The sequence below is a fragment of the Streptomyces sp. XD-27 genome (assembly GCF_030553055.1).
GTDB lineage: Bacteria > Actinomycetota > Actinomycetes > Streptomycetales > Streptomycetaceae > Streptomyces.
Genome location: NZ_CP130713.1, coordinates 4,473,588 through 4,493,397 on the forward strand (window position 1 = coordinate 4,473,588; position 19,810 = coordinate 4,493,397).

Annotated in this window: 10 protein-coding genes and 3 pseudogenes; 12 read left to right on the forward strand and 1 reads right to left on the reverse strand. The window is 73.1% G+C overall.

The window, feature by feature from the left end:
• The first annotated feature begins 19 nt into the window (after positions 1-19).
• The 3 genes and pseudogenes from Q3Y56_RS19235 to Q3Y56_RS19245 all read left to right on the forward strand — a co-directional run.
• The gene (locus Q3Y56_RS19235; RefSeq protein WP_304463129.1) at positions 20-229 is read left to right on the forward strand and encodes a DUF4244 domain-containing protein; all 210 of its coding nucleotides are present in this window, start codon (positions 20-22) and stop codon (positions 227-229) included.
• Positions 216-602, forward strand: coding sequence for a TadE family type IV pilus minor pilin (locus Q3Y56_RS19240; RefSeq protein ID WP_304463130.1), 387 nt, complete (start codon positions 216-218; stop codon positions 600-602). The genes Q3Y56_RS19235 and Q3Y56_RS19240 overlap by 14 nt, the downstream gene beginning before the upstream one ends.
• A pseudogene (locus Q3Y56_RS19245) lies at positions 599-913 on the forward strand (Rv3654c family TadE-like protein); the annotation flags it as partial. The gene Q3Y56_RS19240 and the pseudogene Q3Y56_RS19245, both read left to right, overlap by 4 nt.
• 102 nt (positions 914-1,015) lie before the next feature.
• Here Q3Y56_RS19245 and Q3Y56_RS19250 read toward each other — a convergent pair.
• Positions 1,016-3,469, reverse strand: a complete 2,454-nt coding sequence (locus Q3Y56_RS19250; RefSeq protein ID WP_304463131.1) for a DEAD/DEAH box helicase — start codon at positions 3,467-3,469, stop codon at positions 1,016-1,018.
• A 54-nt stretch (positions 3,470-3,523) separates the two neighbouring features.
• Here Q3Y56_RS19250 and bldG point away from each other — a divergent pair, with 54 nt between their 5' ends.
• The 9 genes and pseudogenes from bldG (at position 3,524) to Q3Y56_RS19295 (ending at position 19,753) form a co-directional block, all read left to right on the forward strand.
• A complete protein-coding gene (gene bldG / locus Q3Y56_RS19255; protein WP_055472740.1) occupies positions 3,524-3,865 on the forward strand; it encodes an anti-sigma factor antagonist BldG in 342 nt (113 codons plus the stop codon).
• Between the two features lie 88 nt (positions 3,866-3,953).
• Complete coding sequence (locus Q3Y56_RS19260; protein WP_304463132.1) at positions 3,954-4,406, forward strand: ATP-binding protein; 453 nt, start codon at positions 3,954-3,956, stop codon at positions 4,404-4,406.
• Positions 4,407-4,964: 558 nt separating this feature from the next.
• Positions 4,965-7,360 (forward strand): annotated as a pseudogene (locus Q3Y56_RS19265) (sodium-translocating pyrophosphatase).
• Positions 7,361-7,563: 203 nt separating this feature from the next.
• A complete protein-coding gene (locus tag Q3Y56_RS19270) occupies positions 7,564-8,133 on the forward strand; it encodes a small secreted protein (RefSeq protein ID WP_304463133.1) in 570 nt (189 codons plus the stop codon).
• A 129-nt stretch (positions 8,134-8,262) separates the two neighbouring features.
• Entirely contained in the window at positions 8,263-9,903 is a 1,641-nt protein-coding gene (locus Q3Y56_RS19275; RefSeq protein WP_304463134.1) for a methyltransferase, read from the forward strand.
• Positions 9,904-10,060: 157 nt separating this feature from the next.
• Complete coding sequence (locus tag Q3Y56_RS19280) at positions 10,061-10,258, forward strand: hypothetical protein (protein ID WP_304463135.1); 198 nt, start codon at positions 10,061-10,063, stop codon at positions 10,256-10,258.
• A 219-nt stretch (positions 10,259-10,477) separates the two neighbouring features.
• Positions 10,478-13,333 carry a type I DNA topoisomerase gene (topA, locus tag Q3Y56_RS19285; RefSeq protein ID WP_304463136.1) on the forward strand — a complete coding sequence of 952 codons (2,856 nt, stop codon included), beginning with the start codon at positions 10,478-10,480 and terminating at the stop codon, positions 13,331-13,333.
• A 434-nt stretch (positions 13,334-13,767) separates the two neighbouring features.
• A complete protein-coding gene (gene tmk / locus Q3Y56_RS19290) occupies positions 13,768-17,829 on the forward strand; it encodes a dTMP kinase (protein WP_304463137.1) in 4,062 nt (1,353 codons plus the stop codon).
• A gap of 590 nt (positions 17,830-18,419) precedes the next feature.
• A pseudogene (locus Q3Y56_RS19295) lies at positions 18,420-19,753 on the forward strand (DNA polymerase III subunit delta').
• Positions 19,754-19,810: the final 57 nt, after the last annotated feature.

Below are 19,810 nucleotides of genomic sequence, written 5' to 3' on the forward strand. Positions count from 1 at the left end.
CGACACAAGGGGGGATCTGATGGTCAAGCGATGGTGGGCCCGGCGGAGGGACGCCGTAGGGGCGAGCCTGCGAGCGCGGGCCGAGGCGGGGATGTCGACCGCTGAGTACGCGATGGGAACGGTAGCGGCGTGCGCTTTCGCCGCGGTGCTCTACAAGGTGGTGACGAGCGGCGCGGTCAGCGCCGCGCTGAGCTCGGTGATCGAGAGGGCGCTCGATGCGCCGTTCTGAGGTGCGCCGTGCGGACGCCCCGGCCGCCGACGAAGGGTCGGTCACCGCGGAGGCGGCCGTCGCCGCTCCCGTGCTGGTGCTCTTCGCCGCTGCGCTGATCTGGGGCCTGATGGCCGCGTCCGCGCAGATGCGATGCGTGGACGCGGCACGGGCCGGGGCCCGGGCGGCGGCGCGGTCGGAGACGACGGCGGCGGCAGTGGCCGCCGCCCGGTCGGCAGCCCCGGAAGGGGCGAGCATCGTGCTGCGGCGCGAGGGCGGACTGGTGCGGGTCCGGGTGGAGGCGAACGCCGTCGGCCCAGGGCTGCTGGGGGTCCGGCTGCATGGCGAGGCGGTCGCGCTCGCCGAGGACACCCTCGGGGAGGCGGGCAGGTGAGCCTCCGGGAGGACCGCGGCTCGGCGACGGTGTGGGCGGCGGTGGCGGCGACCGCCCTATGCGTGCTCTTCGCGGCGGTGTTCACGATGGGCCAGGTGATGATCGCCCGCCACCGGGCGGGCGCCGCGGCTGACTTGGCGGCGCTCGCCGCGGCGGACCACGCGCTGGAGGGCCCCGCGGTGGCCTGCGGCCACGCCAGGCGAGTGGCCTCGGCCCAAGGGGTACGCGTGGTGCGGTGCGGGGTGCGCGGCGAGATCGCCGACGTGACGGCGCAGGCCCGTGCCGGCCCCTTCACGCCGCGAGTGCGCTCCAGAGCGGGACCGTCGGACACGCCAACGGCACCGGCGGACACGCCAACGGGATCGTCGGGCACGCCCACGGGGCCGTCGGACACGCCAAGGGCGTCCTGGCAGTTACTCCGAGACCGGGGCGGGCGCTCCGGCGAGGAGGGTCGACAGGAGGCGGATGGCGGCCCGCTTGTCGAGAGGGTCGTTGCCATTGCCGCACTTGGGGGACTGGATGCACGACGGGCACCCGGACTCGCACTCGCAGGAAGCGATGGCCTCGCGGGTGGCGGTGAGCCAGCGCTCGGCGGTGTGGAAGGCGCGCTCGGCGAAGCCCGCGCCGCCCGGGTGGCCGTCGTAGACGAAGACGGTGGGCAGCAGGGTGTCGGGGTGCAGCGGCACCGACACACCGCCGATGTCCCACCGGTCGCAGGTGGCGAAGAGCGGCAGCATGCCGATGGAAGCGTGCTCCGCGGCGTGCAGCGCACCGCCCAGGGCCTCAGGGGTGACCCGGGCCCGGTCGAGCTGGTCCTCGGTGACCGTCCACCACACGGCGCGAGTGCGCAGCGTCCGGGGCGGCAGGTCGAGCTTGGACTCGCCCAGCACCTCACCGCTGATCAGCTTTCGGCGGAGGAAGGACACGACCTGGTTGGTGACCTCGACGGAGCCGAAGCACAGCCGCGCCTCGCCCCATGGCACCTCGGTGCCGGTCTCCAGGATGGAGATCGCGGTGGTGTCCCGGGCCGTCGTCGAATACGGGGGATCGGCCGCCGTCACCAGGGCCACCGAATCGTCGAGGTCGAGCCGCTTGACCAGGTACGTGCGGCCCTGGTGCAGATGGACGGCGCCGTCGTGGACGGTGGTGTGCGCGGCGGAGGCGTCCACGGTGCCGAGAAGCCGGCCCGTCGCCTCCTCGACGACCTGCACGGGGCGGCCGCCCGCGCCACGGATGTCGGTGAGGTCGGCGGCGCGCTCGCGGCGGGTCCAGTGCCAGGCGGTGGCACGTCGGCGGAGCAGCCTGCGCTGCTCCAGCTGGGGCATCAGCTCGGCGGCGGCCGGGCCGAACAGCTCGGCGAGTTCCGGTTCGGTCAGCGGCAGCTCGGCGGCGGCCGCGCACAGGTGGGGCGCGAGGACGTACGGGTTGTCCGGGTCGAGCACGGTGGATTCCACCGGCTGGCGGAAGAGGGCGTCCGGATGGTGGACGAGATAGGTGTCCAGCGGATCGTCCCTGGCGACGAGGATCGCGAGCGCCCCCTCGCCCGTGCGGCCCGCCCGCCCGGCCTGCTGCCACAACGAGGCGCGGGTGCCCGGGTAGCCGGTGATGACGACGGCGTCGAGACCGGCGATGTCCATGCCCAGCTCCAGCGCGGTGGTGGCGGCCAGCCCGAGCAGCTCGCCCGAGTGCAGGGCGCGCTCCAGGGCACGCCGCTCCTCCGGCAGATAGCCGCCCCGGTACGCCGCCACACGGGAGGGGAGGGATCGGTCCACCGCGGCCAGGTGCTCCTGGGCGATCAGGGCGATGAGCTCCGCGCCGCGTCGGGAGCGGACGAAGACGACCGTACGGACGCCCTGTATGGCGAGGTCGGTCAGCAGGTCCGCCGACTCGGCGGTGGCGGTGCGGCGGACCGGCGCGCCCCGTTCGCCGTGGAGATCCGTCAGTGGCGGCTCCCAGAGGGCGAAGACCAGCTCGCCGCGCGGCGAGGCGTCCTCGGTGACCTCCACGACCGGCAGGCCGGTCAGCCGGGTCGCGGCGTGGGCGGGCTCGGCGGCGGTGGCGGAGGCGAGGAGGAAGACGGGAGAGGAGCCGTACCGAGCGCAGACGCGGCGCAGCCTGCGCAGCACCTGCGCGACATGCGAACCGAAGACGCCCCGGTAGGTGTGGCACTCGTCGATCACGACATAGCGCAGACTGCGCAGGAAGGAGGACCAGCGGGCGTGGCCCGGGAGGATGCCCAGATGCAGCATGTCCGGGTTGGTCAGCACGTAGTTCGCGTAGCCGCGGATCCACTCGCGCTCTTCGACCGGCGTGTCGCCGTCGTAGACGGCCGCGCGCACCGCCGTGCCGAGCGGGGCGGCCAGCTCGGCCACGGCGCGCCGCTGGTCGGCGGCCAGGGCCTTGGTGGGGGAGAGGTACAGCGCGGTGGCGCCCCGCCCGTTCGGGGCCTCCGACCCGTCCAGCAGGGCACTGAGGACCGGCGCCAGATAGGCGAGGGACTTGCCTGACGCGGTGCCGGTGGCGACCACCACGGATTCGCCGCGCAGTGCGTGACCGGCCGTACGCGCCTGGTGCACCCATGGGCGCTCGATTCCGGCGTGGCGGATCGCGTCGATCACTTCCGGCCGGATCCCGTCGGGCCACTGGGCATGGCTGCCCGCGCGCGGGGGCAAGTGCTCCGTATGAGTGATGCGTGTAGCCCGGTCCGCCCCACCGGCGAGCCGCCCGAGTACGGTCCGGGGTGAGCGGCGTATGCCCGCATGCCGCGGGAGTTGGTTGTGGGCCATCGACACCGAGTGTGTCACTGGTCTGACGGACAATGGGCTCAAGGCGTCGTGCACGCCTGCTGGTAAGTGATTGAATGCCATCGCGGCTGCCGATCCATGGGGGGCGACCGCTCGATGCAAGGTGCTGGAGGATCCGTGGACCTGTCCCTGTCGACCCGGACCGTTGGCGACCGCACGGTCGTCGAGGTCGGTGGCGAGATTGATGTATACACCGCGCCCAAGCTGCGCGAGCAGCTGGTCGAGCTTGTCAACGACGGTAGCTACCACCTGGTCGTCGACATGGAGGGCGTCGACTTCCTCGACTCCACCGGGCTCGGCGTGCTCGTCGGTGGGCTCAAGCGAGTGCGTGCCCATGAGGGCTCCCTGCGCCTGGTCTGCAACCAGGAGCGCATTCTCAAGATCTTCCGTATCACCGGTCTGACCAAGGTGTTCCCGATTCACACCTCGGTCGACGACGCCGTTGCGGCGACCGACTGACCGGTCTCCGCGGGAGGACCGCAGGGGGTCCCGGGTGTTCCTGCCCGGCCCCCCTGAGACGCACGCCCGTACATCCGAGGGGGATGGCATGGCCACCGTCGAACTCCGCTTCAGTGCCCTGCCCGAGCACGTCAGGACCGCGCGCCTGGTCGCGGCGGCCGTGGCGCGCCGGGCCGGGGTGGACGAGGCCGTACTCGACGAGGTCCGGCTCGCCGTCGGCGAGGCGTGCACACGAGCGGTCGGACTGCACCGGAGCAGCGGAGTCTCCGCCCCGGTGCGCGTCGCGCTGATCGAGGAGGAGAAGAAGTTCTCCATCGAGGTCGGCGATGAGGCACCCCGCAGCACCGGCGCCGGGTCGGCCACCGCCGCTGGCCACGGCGCGACCACCGGCGGCCCCGACGAGGCCGCCGCCGAGAGCGACGACGAGATGGGTCTGGCCGTCATCAGCGGGCTGGTCGACGACGTCGAGGTGTCGACGAGCGCGGCAGGCGGAGTCATCCGCATGAGCTGGCCCACCACGCCCGCCCCCGCGCTGTCGTAGCCGTCGTAGCCCGCGCCCTGCCTTAGCGAGCGCGCTCTCGCCGCCGTAGGCATCGCCCACGGCACGCCTGCCACTCACCTTGCCGACGCCGCTCGCCACCCACCTCGCCTACGCCGCCTGCCTGCCTGCGAACCGGCGACCGGCCCGATTCGGCCGATGCCGCCGCCTTCCCCGTGGCCTGTCCTCGCCTGCGCGGGCTGCCGCGCCCGTCCGGCGTGTCGCACCTGTCCGGCGTGTCGCACCCGTCGCGGTGCCGCTCACCGGCACCGTCCCGAACAGGTCCGTTCTTCGTTTTCCGAGATCATTCGATGATCGCTTTATGGATCACTTCGTGATCGTCAGCCGAATAGGCGCTTTCCCTCCTCCGGGGGAATTGCGGAGCCCAAACCTATTGATCTTCGCTGGTGCAGGCGAATTCCCTTTGCGGCACCCTGTTTTGATCAAGTGCGGCTCCCTACAATCCGTCCACATCTTGAGCTCAGGACGCCTGAGCGTGGCGGCTGTTCTGCCGGTCGCAGAACTGCTGCGCGCCCATGTGCCAAACGTCAAGGAGGACGAATGGCGGGGCCTCTCACCCCTCATCAGCTGGACCTACCCCCCACCCTGGCCGCCGCGGAGCTGACCGCCGACAACCGTGTGATCGTGCTGGTGATCGCGGCGGTCGCGGTGGCGGCGCTCGCCGTCGCCATGGTGCTCGTACGACAAGTGCTCGCGGCGGGCGAGGGCACGGACAACATGAAGAAGATCGCCGCGGCGGTGCAGGAAGGCGCCAATGCCTATCTGGCACGGCAGTTGCGTACGCTCGGCGGTTTCGCCGTCGTCGTGTTCTTCCTGCTCATGCTGCTGCCGGCCGACAACTGGTCGCAGCGCGCGGGCCGTTCCGCGTTCTTTTTGATCGGCGCGGGATTCTCGGCGGCCACCGGGTATATCGGGATGTGGCTGGCGGTCCGCAGCAATGTGCGGGTGGCCGCGGCCGCGCGCGCGGCGACCCCGGCGGAAGGCGAGCCGGAGCGCGACCTGACGGCCGTTTCGCACAAGGCCATGAAGATCGCGTTCCGTACGGGCGGCGTGGTCGGCATGTTCACCGTGGGGCTGGGCCTGCTGGGCGCCTCCTGCGTGGTGCTCGTGTACGCCGCCGAGGCCCCAAGGTGCTGGAGGGCTTCGGCCTCGGCGCCGCGCTCATCGCGATGTTCATGCGGGTCGGCGGCGGCATCTTCACCAAGGCGGCCGACGTCGGCGCCGACCTCGTGGGCAAGGTCGAGCAGGGCATCCCGGAGGACGACCCGCGCAACGCCGCGACCATCGCGGACAACGTGGGCGACAACGTCGGCGACTGCGCGGGCATGGCGGCGGACCTCTTCGAGTCCTACGCCGTGACGCTCGTCGCCGCGCTGATCCTCGGCAAGGTGGCCTTCGGCGACGCCGGTCTCGCCTTCCCGCTGATCGTCCCGGCCATCGGCGTCGTCACCGCGATGATCGGCATCTTCGCGGTGGCGCCGCGCCGCACCGACCGCAGCGGGATGACCGCCATCAACCGCGGCTTCTTCATCTCCGCCGTCATCTCGCTGGCCCTGGTGGCGGGTGCGGTCTTCGCGTATCTCCCGTCCTCGTACGCCGACTTGGACGGCGTCACGGATCAGGACATCCTCACCCACGGGGGCGACCCGCGGGTGCTGGCGCTGATCGCGGTCGCCATCGGCATCGTGCTCGCCGCCCTGATCCAGCAGCTCACGGGCTACTTCACCGAGACCAACCGGCGGCCCGTCCGCGACATCGGCAAGACGTCGCTGACCGGCCCCGCCACCGTCATCCTCTCCGGCGTCTCCATCGGCCTGGAGTCCGCGGTCTACTCGGCGGTGCTGATCGGTCTGAGCGTCTACGGCGCCTTCCTGCTCGGCGGCAGCAGCATCATGCTCGCGCTGTTCGCGGTCGCGCTCGCCGGCACCGGCCTGCTCACCACCGTCGGAGTCATCGTCGCCATGGACACCTTCGGCCCGGTCTCCGACAACGCCCAGGGCATCGCCGAGATGTCCGGTGACGTGCAGGGCGCGGGCGCGCAGGTGCTCACCGACCTCGACGCGGTCGGCAACACCACCAAGGCCATCACCAAGGGCATCGCGATCGCCACGGCGGTGCTGGCCGCGGCCGCGCTCTTCGGCTCGTACCGCGACGCCATCGCCGAGGCGGTCGACGACGTGGGCGTCCAGGTCGCCGGGGAGCTGAACCTGAGCCTGGACATCTCCCAGCCGAACAACCTCGTCGGGCTCGTCCTCGGTGCCGCCGTCGTCTTCCTCTTCTCCGGGCTGGCGATCAACGCCGTGTCGCGGTCGGCGGGCGCGGTGGTCTACGAGGTCCGGCGGCAGTTCCGCGAGAAGCCCGGGATCATGGACTACACCGAGAAGCCGGAGTACGGGCGGGTCGTCGACATCTGTACCAAGGACGCGCTGCGCGAGCTGGCCACGCCCGGACTGCTCGCGGTCATGGCGCCGATCACGGTCGGCTTCGCGCTCGGCGTCGGCGCCCTCGGCTCGTTCCTGGCGGGCGCGATCGGCACCGGGACGCTGATGGCGGTCTTCCTCGCGAACTCCGGCGGTGCCTGGGACAACGCGAAGAAGCTGGTGGAGGACGGGCACCATGGCGGCAAGGGCAGTGAGGCCCACGCCGCGACGGTCATCGGCGACACGGTCGGCGACCCGTTCAAGGACACCGCCGGTCCGGCGATCAACCCGTTGCTGAAGGTGATGAACCTGGTGGCGCTCCTGATCGCGCCGGCCGTGGTGAAGTTCTCCTACGGCGACGACGCCAGCCCCGGGCTGCGGGCCGGCATCGCCGTCCTGGCCGTCGTGATCATCGTGAGCGCGGTCTACATCTCCAAGCGGCGCGGAATCGCCGTGGGTGACGAAGGCAACGCCGAGCGGATCGCGAAGCAGGCCGACCCGGCGGTGGTGTCGTAGCCGAGACGGCCCACCGGCCCTTCAACGGACGGGCGGGCAGTGCGGATTGACGCACTGTCCGCCCGTCCGCATGACGAGTTCCCGGACACATCGGGCTTGGTGCAAATGGCTTCATTAGCCGCCGTACGGGACGCTCGCCCGGCGGCCTTCGTCCTTTGGGCGTGTATGTTCCGGGGCCGAGAGCCATGGAAGGGACCAATCCGGTGAACAAGAAGCTCGCGATGGCACTGTCCGGCGGTGCGGCACTCGTACTGGCGCTGACCGGCTGCAGCGATGACGAGGACGAAAGCAAGAAGAAGGCCGATGCCTGGGCCAAGCAGGCCTGTGACGACATGCAGCCGCAGCTGAAGAAGATCGTGGACGCCAACGTCTCGCTCGACAAGGCCAAGCACGAGCCGGACCAGAAGAAGTACCAGAAGGTTGCGCTGACGGCCTTCGGCCAGATCTCGCAGGGGTACAGCGGTCTCTCCAAGGCGATCAAGGACGCCGGCGCGCCGCCGGTCGACGACAGCGAGAAGCTCCAGAAGGACACGATCGCCAAGCTCGACGCCGCCGCAAAGGGGTTCACGGAGCAGCGGACCGCGGTCCAGAAGCTCGACACCTCCGACAAGGGCAAGTTCGCCAAGGGACTCCAGGACATCAGCGCCAACGTGGAGGTGGTCAACAAGTCGGGTGCCGACGCGCTGAAGAAGCTTCAGGTCGGTGACCTCGGTGAGGCGATGGCGCGGCAGCCCGGCTGCCAGAAGACGGTGACGCCGGCGCCGTCCATGTGACCGCCGCGCCGGCTCGTCGCGCCCGCTCGTCGCGTTCGACGCGCCCGCTCGCCGCGTTGAAGGAGTCACGCCGGGCGCGGCGGCGCGGGTGCTGCGCGGATTGTCAGCGCCTGCCCTGACAATGGGTCTGTGAGTACGCACCTGCCCAGCGGCCCGCCGACCGCCGACCCCGCCCGTACCGCCCGCCTCCGAGACGCCCTGCGTTCGGCCGACTTCACCGCCGAGGGCCTGCTCGACCTGCTCGGCGCGCCCGCCTACGCCGCCCTCGCGCGCGGGGAGACGGTCCCCGCCGAGCGCGCCACCCGCGGGGACGGCGCCCTGGAGACGCTGGTGCGGCTGTTCCTGCTGCAGCGCCCCGTGCCGTACGGGCGGGCCCGCGCCGTGCTGCCCGTCGAGGACTGCCTCGCCGACGGCTGGCTGGTGCGGTCCGGCGCCGAAGCGGGCGGCGTCGGCGCCGTACGGTCCGGTGACGCGGAGGCCGGCCCCGTACGGACCGGTGGTACGGCAGCCGGTGCCGTACGGACCGGTGGTGCGGAAGACGCCGTGCGCGCGGTCGTGGACGTGCGGCCGTACGGCGGCCCGGAGGGCCAGGACTGGTGGATCGTCTCGGACCTGGGCTGTGCGGTCGGCGGTGCGGGCGGCATCGGCGGCCACGGCCCCACCGCAGTGGACCGCTCCCAACTGGTCCTGGGCGTCGGCGGAGCGTCCACCACGCTGGCCGGACTGACGGTCCGTACGCCGGTGGGCAAGGCGCTCGACCTCGGCACCGGCTCCGGCATCCAGGCGCTGCACGCAGCCCAGCACGCCACGCACGTGACGGCGACGGACCTCAACCCCCGCGCCCTGCGGTTCGCGCGGCTGACGCTGGCGCTGTCCGGGGCGCCCGAGGCCGATCTGCGCGAGGGCTCCCTCTTCGAGCCGGTCGGCGACGAGACGTACGACCTCATCGTCTCCAACCCGCCCTTCGTGATCTCCCCCGGCGCCCGGCTCGTCTACCGCGACGGGGGCCTGAGCGGCGACGCGCTGTGCCGCACGCTGGTGCAGCAGTCCGCGGCCCACCTCAACGACGGCGGATGGTGCCAGCTGCTCGCCAACTGGCAGCACGTCGAGGGCGAGGACTGGCACGACCGGCTGCGGTCCTGGGTGCCGCGCGGCTGCGACGCGTGGATCGTGCAGCGCGAGGTGCAGGACATCACCCAGTACGCCGAACTGTGGCTGCGCGACGCGGGGGACCATCTCGGCGACCCCGCGCGGTATGCCGAGCGGTACGACGCGTGGCTGGCCGAGTTCGAGGCCCGCAAGACGCGGGCCGTGGGACTTGGCTGGATCACGCTGCGCAAGACCGGCTCCGACCGGCCGTCGATCACCGTGGAGGAGTGGCCGCACCCGGTCGAGCAGCCGCTGGGTCCCGCCGTCGTCGCCCACTTCGAGCGCCAGGAGTATCTGCGGACGCACGACGACGCCGCGCTGCTCGCCGCGCGCTTCCGGCTGGCCGACGAGGTGGTGCAGGAGCAGGTCGGGCTGCCGGGGGCGGAGGACCCGGAGCACGTGGTGCTCCGGCAGAACCGCGGCATGCGGCGGGCGACCAAGGTGGACACGGTCGGCGCGGGCTTCGCGGGCGTCTGCGACGGAACGCTCAGCGCGGGCCGCATCCTGGACGCCATCGCGCAGCTGCTCGGCGAGGACTCGGTGCTGCTCCGCGACCGTACGCCGGAGTCGATCCGGCTCCTGGTCGAGCAGGGGTTCCTGCTTCCGGTGACGGACGAGTAGCCGGGGCTCCGACCACCGGAGCCGGCCCGTGCCGCGCACCGATGTGGCCGGGAGACATGGCCGGGAGATGTGGCCGGGAACCGTCTGGACAGGCCGGACGCGCTTTGTTCACCCGGGGTTCTCGCGGACGCCTTCCCCAGGTGGCATGCTCCCGCGCATGGAGAGCGGACCCGCGATCTTCGCCGGTACGGCGTTCATGCTGTTCGGCCTCGGCCTGGTGCTGTGGACGGCGGTGCGCGTCCGGCTGCGCCGGCCGGTGGCGGAAGGCGCGCATCCGGTTACCGGGCCGCTTCTTTCCCTCCTCATCGGTGCCGCGGCGCTGGGCGGCGGAATCTGGTGCCTCGGCTCCGTGTGACCAGGGCTCCCCACCCCGCGTGACGCGGGTCTCGTGACAGTGGTGTGCCGGTCCGGGCGGCAGACAGGACGCTTGTCGGGTTACCGTTCGAGTGGCGTTGTGGGCTTTTTCCGTTTGACACGGGGGCGGGATGTACCGTCACACTCCGCAGCGTCACCGTAATGACACGGAGCCGTAGAGGTCCCGTTCACCGAGCGTCGACCGGAGAGAAGAGCGAAGTTGTCCCCGACCAGCGAGACCGCGCAGGGCGGCCGCCGACTCGTCATCGTCGAGTCGCCCGCCAAGGCGAAGACGATCAAGGGCTACCTGGGCCCTGGCTACGTCGTCGAGGCGAGCGTCGGGCACATCCGCGACCTGCCGAACGGTGCCGCCGAGGTGCCCGAGAAGTACACCGGCGAGGTGCGCCGCCTCGGCGTGGACGTCGAGCACGACTTCCAGCCGATCTACGTCGTCAACGCCGACAAGAAGAGCCAGGTCAAGAAGCTCAAGGAGCTGCTGGCCGACTCCGACGAGCTCTTCCTCGCCACCGATGAGGACCGCGAGGGCGAGGCCATCGCCTGGCACCTCCAGCAGGTGCTCAAGCCCAAGGTCCCGGTCCGCCGGATGGTCTTCCACGAGATCACCAAGGACGCGATCCGCGAGGCCGTCGCCAACCCGCGCGAGCTGAACCAGCGCCTGGTCGACGCCCAGGAGACCCGCCGGATCCTCGACCGCCTCTACGGCTACGAGGTCTCGCCGGTGCTGTGGAAGAAGGTCATGCCGCGGCTGTCGGCGGGCCGCGTGCAGTCCGTGGCCACCCGGCTCGTCGTCGAGCGGGAGCGCGAGCGCATCGCCTTCCGCTCCGCCGAGTACTGGGACCTGACCGGCACTTTCGCGACGGGCCGGGCGGGCGACAGCAGCGACCCGGGCACCTTCGGCGCGCGCCTGACCAGCGTGGACGGCCGCCGGGTCGCCCAGGGCCGCGACTTCGGCCCGAACGGGCAGCTCAAGACCGACGTGCTGCACCTGGACGAGGCCGCCGCCCGGGCGCTGGCCGCCGCGCTCGCCGACTCGGCCTTCGCCGTCCGCTCGGTCGAGTCCAAGCCGTACCGCCGCTCGCCGTACGCCCCGTTCCGCACGACCACCCTCCAGCAGGAGGCGAGCCGCAAGCTGGGCTTCGGCGCCAAGGCCACCATGCAGGTGGCGCAGAAGCTGTACGAGAACGGCTTCATCACCTACATGCGTACGGACTCCACGACGCTGTCGGAGACCGCCGTCTCCGCCGCCCGTGCGCAGGTCACGCAGCTGTACGGGGCCGACTACCTGCCGGAGAAGCCGCGCACGTACGCCGGGAAGGTCAAGAACGCGCAGGAGGCGCACGAGGCGATCCGGCCCTCCGGCGACCGCTTCCGCACCCCGGCCGAGACCGGCCTCACCGGCGACCAGTTCCGGCTCTACGAGCTGATCTGGAAGCGGACCGTCGCCTCCCAGATGAAGGACGCCGTCGGCAACTCCGTCACCGTCAAGATCGGCGGCCGGGCCTCCGACGGGCGGGACGCCGAGTTCTCCGCCTCCGGCAAGACGATCACCTTCCACGGCTTCATGAAGGCGTACGTCGAAGGCGCCGACGACCCGAACGCCGAGCTGGACGACCGCGAGCGGCGGCTGCCGCAGGTCGCCGAGGGCGACGGGCTCACGGCGCGGGAGATCACCGCCGACGGCCACGCCACCAAGCCCCCGGCCCGCTACACCGAGGCGTCGCTGGTCAAGGAGCTGGAAGAGCGCGAGATCGGCCGCCCGTCGACGTACGCGTCGATCATCGGCACCATCCTCGACCGCGGCTACGTCTTCAAGAAGGGCACCGCGCTGGTCCCGTCCTTCCTGAGCTTCGCCGTGGTCAACCTGCTGGAGAAGCACTTCGGCCGACTGGTCGACTACGACTTCACCGCGAAGATGGAGGACGACCTCGACCGCATCGCGCGCGGCGAGGCCCAGGCCGTGCCGTGGCTGAAGCGCTTCTACTTCGGCGAGGGCGCGGGCGAAGGCGGCGCCGCCGAGGCCGGCAACGGCGACGGCGACCACCTCGGCGGCCTCAAGGAGCTGGTCACCGACCTGGGCGCGATCGACGCCCGCGAGGTCTCCTCCTTCCCCGTCGGGAACGGCATCGTGCTGCGCGTCGGCCGCTACGGCCCGTACATCGAGCGGGGCGAGAAGGACGCGGAGGGCCACCAGCGCGCCGACATCCCCGGTGACCTGGCGCCGGACGAGCTGACGGTCGAGCACGCCGAGGAGCTGCTGGCCAGGCCGAGCGGCGACTTCGAGCTCGGTACGGACCCGAAGACCGGCCACGAGATCATCGCCAAGGACGGCAGGTACGGGCCGTACGTCACCGAGGTGCTGCCCGAGGGCACCCCGAAGACCGGCAAGAACGCCGTCAAGCCGCGGACCGCCTCGCTGTTCAAGTCCATGTCCCTGGAGACCGTGACGCTGCAGGACGCGCTCAAGCTGATGTCGCTGCCGCGCGTCGTGGGTGCGGACGCGGAGGGCGTGGAGATCACCGCGCAGAACGGCCGCTACGGCCCGTATTTGAAGAAGGGCACCGACTCGCGCTCGCTGGAGAGCGAGGAGCAGCTCTTCACGATCACGCTGGACGAGGCGCTCGCGATCTACGCGCAGCCCAAGCAGCGCGGCCGGGCCGCGGCCAAGCCGCCGCTGAAGGAGCTGGGCACCGACCCGGTCAGCGAGCGTCCGGTGGTGGTCAAGGACGGCAGGTTCGGCCCGTACGTCACGGACGGCGAGACCAACGCGACGCTGCGGACCGACGACAGCGTCGAGACGATCACGCCCGAGCGCGGCTACGAGCTGCTGGCGGAGAAGCGCGCCAAGGGCCCGGCGAAGAAGACGGCCAAGAAGACCGCCAAGAAGGCGGTGGCGAAGAAGACGGCCGCGAAGAAGGCCCCGGCGAAGAAGACGGCGGCGAAGAAGACCGCCGCCAAGACGACGACCGCCAAGAAGACGACGGCGAAGAAGGCCGCGGCCAAGACCGCGGCGGCCAAGACGGCCGCGGCGGAGCCGACGCCGGTCAACGGGGAGTAGCTCCCGGCGCCCCGCGTGTCCCGCGGTCGGCAGCGACAGCCGACCGCGGCGCGGCGGGGACCGGAACCCGGTCTTCGGGAGGTGGTGGCGCGCGGGCGCGGCATGCGGTGCGCTCGCGCGCCGCGTCGTACCCCGTGCCGCGTCGTACCCCGTGCCGCGTCGTACCCCGTGCCGCGTCGTACCCCGTGCCGCGTCGTACCCCGTGCCGCGCCGTACCCCGTGCCGCGCCGTACCCGCGTGCGACGCGTGGTCGTGTGCGGCGTGTACTCGCGTACGGCGTGTACTCGCGTACGACGCGTGATCGCGACGTACGGACGTACGCCCGTGGTCGGCGCGCCGCGGAAAACCACCCGTACCGCGGGAATCCACCCCGGCCCGCCTCTTTGTTCGGGCGCGACGCCCGTGGATTGACCCGATCCGGATAGGCTGGCGGGATGACGCGATCCGAGCAGCCAACGGACGTGACCGCCACCTCCGGCGCCCTTGCCGCGGACTCCCGCGAGCGTGCCGTACGGGCCCTGCTGCGCTACCAGCCGCTGCGGCGACTGTGGGGCGCCCAGCTCGTCAGCACCGTCGCGGACGCCCTGGCGGTGCTCGTCCTCCTGCTGCTGTCCCTGCAGGCCGCCGTCGCCGACGGCGCCTTCGGCGGCGGTTACCGCGGTGCGGCCTTCGCCGTCGCCACGCTGCTCGGCGTACGGCTCTTCGCGACCGTGCTGTTCGGCGCGGTGCTGCTCGGCCCGGTCTCCGCGCTCGTCGGGCCCGCCGGCCCGCTCGACCGCCGCTGGACCATGATCGGTGCGGACGGGGTGCGGCTCGCGCTGCTCGTCATCGCACCGCTGTGGATCGACTGGGCCCCGCAGGACGCGCTCGCCTGGCTGTTGATCACGGCCTTCGTCGTCGGCGTCGCCGAGCGGTTCTGGACGGTCGCCAAGGACGACGCGGCTCCGGCGCTGCTCCCGGCCCCGCCCGCCGAGGGCGCCGCCGTCCGGCCGCTGCCGGACCACATGGACGCGCTGCGGCGGCTGTCGCTCCGCACGACGTTCGTGGCACTGCCGATCGCCGCCACGGTGCTGCTGGTCGCCACGCTCTTCGGCAACCTGCTCGGCTCCGGCATCGAGTGGTTCCACGACCACCAGGCGGCGCTCGGCTCGTATGTCGCGGCCGGGCTCTTCGCCGCCGCGGTCTCCCTCCTCGTCTTCCTCGAACTGCCCGGCGCGCAGACGCCCCGCGCGCGCTCCCCGCTGGAGGGGCTGCGCCGTCCGCGGCTCGCCTCCGGTCCCGACAAGGGCCGCACCGGCGCCCTCCCGCACCTGGTGCTGGCCTGCGCGGCGGTCGCCGGGGCCGTCGCGGCGGCGGTCGGCGTCGCCGCGCTCCAGGCCGTGGACCTCGGCGGCGGCCCGGTCGGCTTCTCGCTGCTGGTGCTGGCGCTGACCGGCGGTCCGGTGCTCGGGATCCGTACGGCACCGAAGCTGCTGCCCGGGCTCTCCCGGCGGCGGATGCTCGCGCTGTCCATCGCGCTGACGGGGCTGGCGCTGCTCGTGGCGGGCCTGGTGCACGACGCCACGACGGTGCTTCTGATCATCGCGATCGCCGGAGTGTCCGCGGGCGTCGCGGCGCAGATCGGCCACACCTTGCTGGACCAGGAGACCGAGGAGCCGCGCAGGGTCCGCACCACCGAGCACCTGCACGCCGTGGTCCGCGTCTTCGTCGGGCTCGGCGCGGTCGCGGCGCCGCTGCTGGCCGCCGCCATAGGGCCGCACCGGCTGGTCAACGGCGACTTCGTCTTCGCCCATGGCGGCGCGGCCTTCACGCTGATGCTCGTGGGCGCCCTGCTGCTGCCCGTCGCCGCGCTGATCCTGGGCAAGACCGACGACCGGCAGGGCGTGCCGCTCCGCCGCGACCTGCGCGAGGCGCTGTTCGGCGGCGAACCGGTCGAGGCGTCGGCCGCCACCGGCTTCTTCATCGTCCTGGAGGGCGGCGACGGCGCGGGCAAGTCCACGCAGGTGGAGGCGCTGGCGGAGTGGATCAGGGGCAAGGGCCACGAGGTGGTCGTCACCCGCGAACCGGGCGCGACCGCGATCGGCAAGCGGCTGCGCTCGATCCTGCTGGACGTCTCCAGCGCCGGGATCTCGCACCGCGCGGAGGCCCTGCTGTACGCGGCCGACCGCGCCGAGCACGTCGACTCCGTCGTCCGCCCCGCCCTGGAGCGCGGCGCCGTCGTCATCTCCGACCGCTACATCGACTCCTCGGTGGCCTACCAGGGCGCGGGCCGCGACCTGGCCCCGACCGAGATCGCCCGTATCTCGCGGTGGGCCACGGACGGCCTGGTGCCGAATCTGACGGTCCTGCTCGACGTCTCCCCGGAGACCGCGCGGGAACGGTTCACCGAGGCGCCGGACCGGCTGGAGTCGGAGCCCGCCGAGTTCCACCAGCGGGTACGCGCCGGATTCCTCACCCTCGCCGCCGCCGACCCCGCCCGCTACCTGGTCGTGGACGCGGGCCAGCTGCCGGAGGCCGTGACCGCGGTCGTACGGCACCGGCTCGACCAGATGCTGCCGCTGTCGGAGGCGGAGCTGAAGGCCCTGGAGGAGGCCCGCAAGGCCGCCGAGGAGGAGGCTCGCCGCAAGGCGGCGGAGGAGGCCGCGCGGAAGGCCGAGGAGGAGCGGCTGGAGCGCGAGCGCCAGGAAGCCCTGGCCAAGGCGCGTGCGGAGGAAGAGGAGCGCAAGCGCCGCGAGCTGGAGGAGGCGCGCCGACTGGAGGCCGAGCGCCAGGCCGAGGAGGCCCGCAAGCGAGCCGAGGACGCCGCCCGGCGAGCCGAGGAGGAGCGCCGGCGCATCGAGGCGGAGGACCGGGCGCGGGCCGCCGAGGAGGAGCGGCGCCGCCTTCAGGCCGAGGAGGAGGCCCGGCAGCGGGCCGAGGCGGAGGCGCGCCGCCTGGAGACCCAGCGGCAGGCGGAGGAAGCGCTGCTGCGGGCTGAGGAGGCTCGACAGGCCGAGGAGGCTCGACGGGCTGAGGAGGTTCGACGGGCCGAGGAGACGCGACGGGCTGAGGAGGCTCGACGGGCCGAGGAGAGCCGGCGGGCCGAGGAGAGTCGGCGGGCGGAAGAGCGCCGGCGGGCTGAGGAAGCGGCCGCGGCTGCGGCGGCTGAGGCTGCGGCGGGATCCGCTGCTGCTCCAGCGGCGGGTTCCGCGCCGGTGTCCTCGGAGTCCGCCGGGGTGAACCCGCCCTCCGGAGGGAAGGCGGTGTCCGCGCGGCCCGGTGCCGAGGAGACCGGGTCTGCTCGGTCGGCCCGGTGGGGCCGGTCGGCAGGGGCGGCTGACGAGACGACGGTGGAGACGCCGTCGGTGGGTACCGCGGGGCACGATGCGCGGGGAGCGGCGGGTGCGACGGCTGACGCCACCGAGGCGGCGGACGTGGTGGATGCGGCCGAGACCGCCGAGACCGCCAAGAGGGCCGCGGCGGCCGGGCGGCGGGATCCGCGGATCCCCGCCGACGAGGCGCCGACGGTGGAGACGCCGACGGTCGCGCCGCGGAGCGCATCGGACGCCGAGACGAGGACAGCAGAGTCGGCCGACACAGCCGAGACGGCCGACACGGCCAAGGCGGCTGGCATGGCCAAGACGGCTGGCATGGCCAAGGCGGCTGAGGAAGCGGGCCCTGCCGGTCGCGGCAGCGCGGCGGACACGGCCGACACGACGGAGACCGTCCAGACGCCGCGCGTGGATCCGCGCGCGCTGCGTGGTGACGATGCGGCGGACGGGAGCGGAGCGTCCGGGGCATCCGGTGCGTCTGGCGGACCTGGAGCCGCTGGAGCCGCTGGAGCCGCTGGAGCCGCTGGAGCCGCCGGGGCAGCCGGTGCGGCCGGTGCCGCTGGGGCCGCCGGAGCCACCGGGGCCGCCGATGAGACCGCCGTACTGCCATCCGTAAGCCCGGAGCACGGTGGTGCGTTCGGCAGCGAGCACGCCGCAGGTCGCCCCGACCCGGCGGAGGAGACGACGGTCCTGCCGCCGGTTCGGCCGGGGGAGACCCACGGTGACGTTCGCCCCGGCGGCGATCACGGTGGGCAGGGGTACGACGGTGCTGACGCCGAGGAGACGGCGGTCCTTCCGCAGCCTCCCGCGCCTCCCGCGCCGCCGACGGCTCCTCCGGCCGCGGGCCCTGCCGACGAGACGGCGGTGCTGCCGTCCGTGGGCCCGGACCGGCCCGCCGACCCCGCGGACCGGGTGCCGTCGTGGTTGTTCCGTCGGGAGGACGGAGCCGCCGTCCCGGCGGCAGGGGACCCGGGCAACGAGCGCACTCGTGAGCTGCCCCACGTGGACCCGGCCCAGGCCGCCCAGCCGTACCCGGAGCCCGGACACGCCGAGCCGCAGCCCCGCGGTCGCCAGCGGCGCCGCCCGGAGTGGGCGGAGGAGACCCCGCTGGACGACCTGCCGACGCTGGCCGACGAGCTTCTCGGCCCGTACGACGACGAGGACGGCCCCCACCGCCACCGCTGAGCGGCAGCGGCCTCCGCCCGGCCTCGGGGTTTCCGTCGCCCTGGCCAACCTCCCGGACCCTCCCGGACCCTCCCGGACCGGCTCCGGGGCGCCCTCGAGCCCCCGGTGGGCGGGGCTCGTATGACGCCGCAGGTCGGCGGTGTGGCCGGGCTGCGGAGCCCGGCCACCAGGCGTAACCCGGCCACGCGGAGCCCGGCCTCCACGCGTAATCGGGCCGCGCGGAGCCTCGCCGCCACGGGTAACCCGGCCACGCGGTGCCTGGCTGCCACGCGTAACCCGGCCACCACGCGAAATCGGGCCATGCTGAGCCCGGCTGCCACGCGTAATCGGGCCCACACCGAGCCCGGCCGCCATCCGGTGGAGACCCGCCAGAGGGTCTCCCCTCTCCCACTCAGGGCGCCGGTGCTGGGGCGGCGGCGCCCGGACCGCGCGTCCAGCGCGACCCCTCCCGCGCACGGCCCAGCGCGGGCCCGCCGCGCGGGTGGCCGCACACCGTCCGGCCGGTGTTGTCAGTGCCGTGCCCCACAATGGAGATCCCCGCGGGACGACCGTGCGGGAATGACCGCGAGAACGCCATGCGGGAGGCGACGATGGCCGTGTGGGACGACCTGGTCGGGCAGGACCGGGTGGCTGTCCAGCTCACCGCTGCCGCGCGGGACGCGGACGCGTTGGTCACCGCTGCGGCGACCGCGGCGGCCGAGGGGGCAGGTTCCCGCGAGGGGGCGGGTTCCCGCGCGCCCATCGCCGCGGGCGTTTCCGCGGCCACCGGCACACCAGGTGCGACCACCTCCGGGCCCGACGCACACGCCGCCCCCACCACCGCCCCCACCGCGTCCAAGATGACGCACGCCTGGCTCTTCACCGGCCCGCCCGGCTCCGGGCGGGCCACCGCCGCCCGGGCGTTCGCCGCCGCGCTGCAGTGCGTCAGCCCGGACCGGGCCCTCGGCGGGGTGCCCGGCTGCGGGTTCTGCGACGGCTGCCACACCGCCCTGGTCGGCACGCATGCCGACGTGGAGGTCGTCCGTACCGATCTGCTCAGCATCGGCGTCAAGGAGACCCGGGAGCTGGTGCGCCGCGCCCAACTCTCCCCGGCGGGCGGCCGCTGGCAGGTCATCGTCCTGGAGGACGCCGACCGGCTGACCGAGGGCGCGGCCAACGTCCTGCTGAAGGCCGTCGAAGAGCCCGCGCCCCGCACCGTGTGGCTGCTGTGCGCGCCGTCTCTCGAAGACGTCCTGCCGACGATCCGCTCCCGGTGCCGCCACCTCACGCTCCGTACGCCTCCGGTCGGCGCCGTGGCGGACGTCCTGGTCCGTCGCGACGGCATCGCCGCGGACCTCGCCGCCACTGTCGCCCGCGCCACCCAGGGCCACATAGGACGGGCCCGCCGCCTCGCCACCGACGAGCGGGCACGGTCCCGCCGGGCGGCCGTCCTCAAGCTGCCGTTGCGCGTGGACGACGTGGGGGCTGCCTGAAAGCGGCGCAGGAATTGATCGACGCGGCGTCCGAGGACGCCAAGCAACTCGCGGAAGAGGTCGACACGAAGGAGACCGAGGAACTGCGCGCCGCCCTGGGCGCCGCCGCCGGCCCCGGCGGGCGGCTCCCGCGCGGCACGGCGGGGGCCATGAAGGAGCTCCAGGACCGGCAGAAGCGCCGCGCGACCCGTACGCAGCGCGACACCCTCGACCTCGCGCTGACCGACCTGACGGGCTTCTACCGTGACGTGCTGGCGCTCCAGCTCGGCTCGGAGGTGGCGATAGCCAACGCCGACGTGCGCGACGCGCTGGAGCGGGTGGCGCGCGAGTCGCGGCCGGAGCGGACACTGCGCCGTATCGAGGCGGTGACCGCGTGCCGCCAGGCTCTGGACAGCAATGTGGCGCCGCTGCTGGCGGTGGAGGCGATGACGATGGCCCTGCGGTCAGGCTGACGCACCACCGGGACCGGGTCTCCCCAACTCATTCCGCTTCCCGCTTCCCGCTTCCCG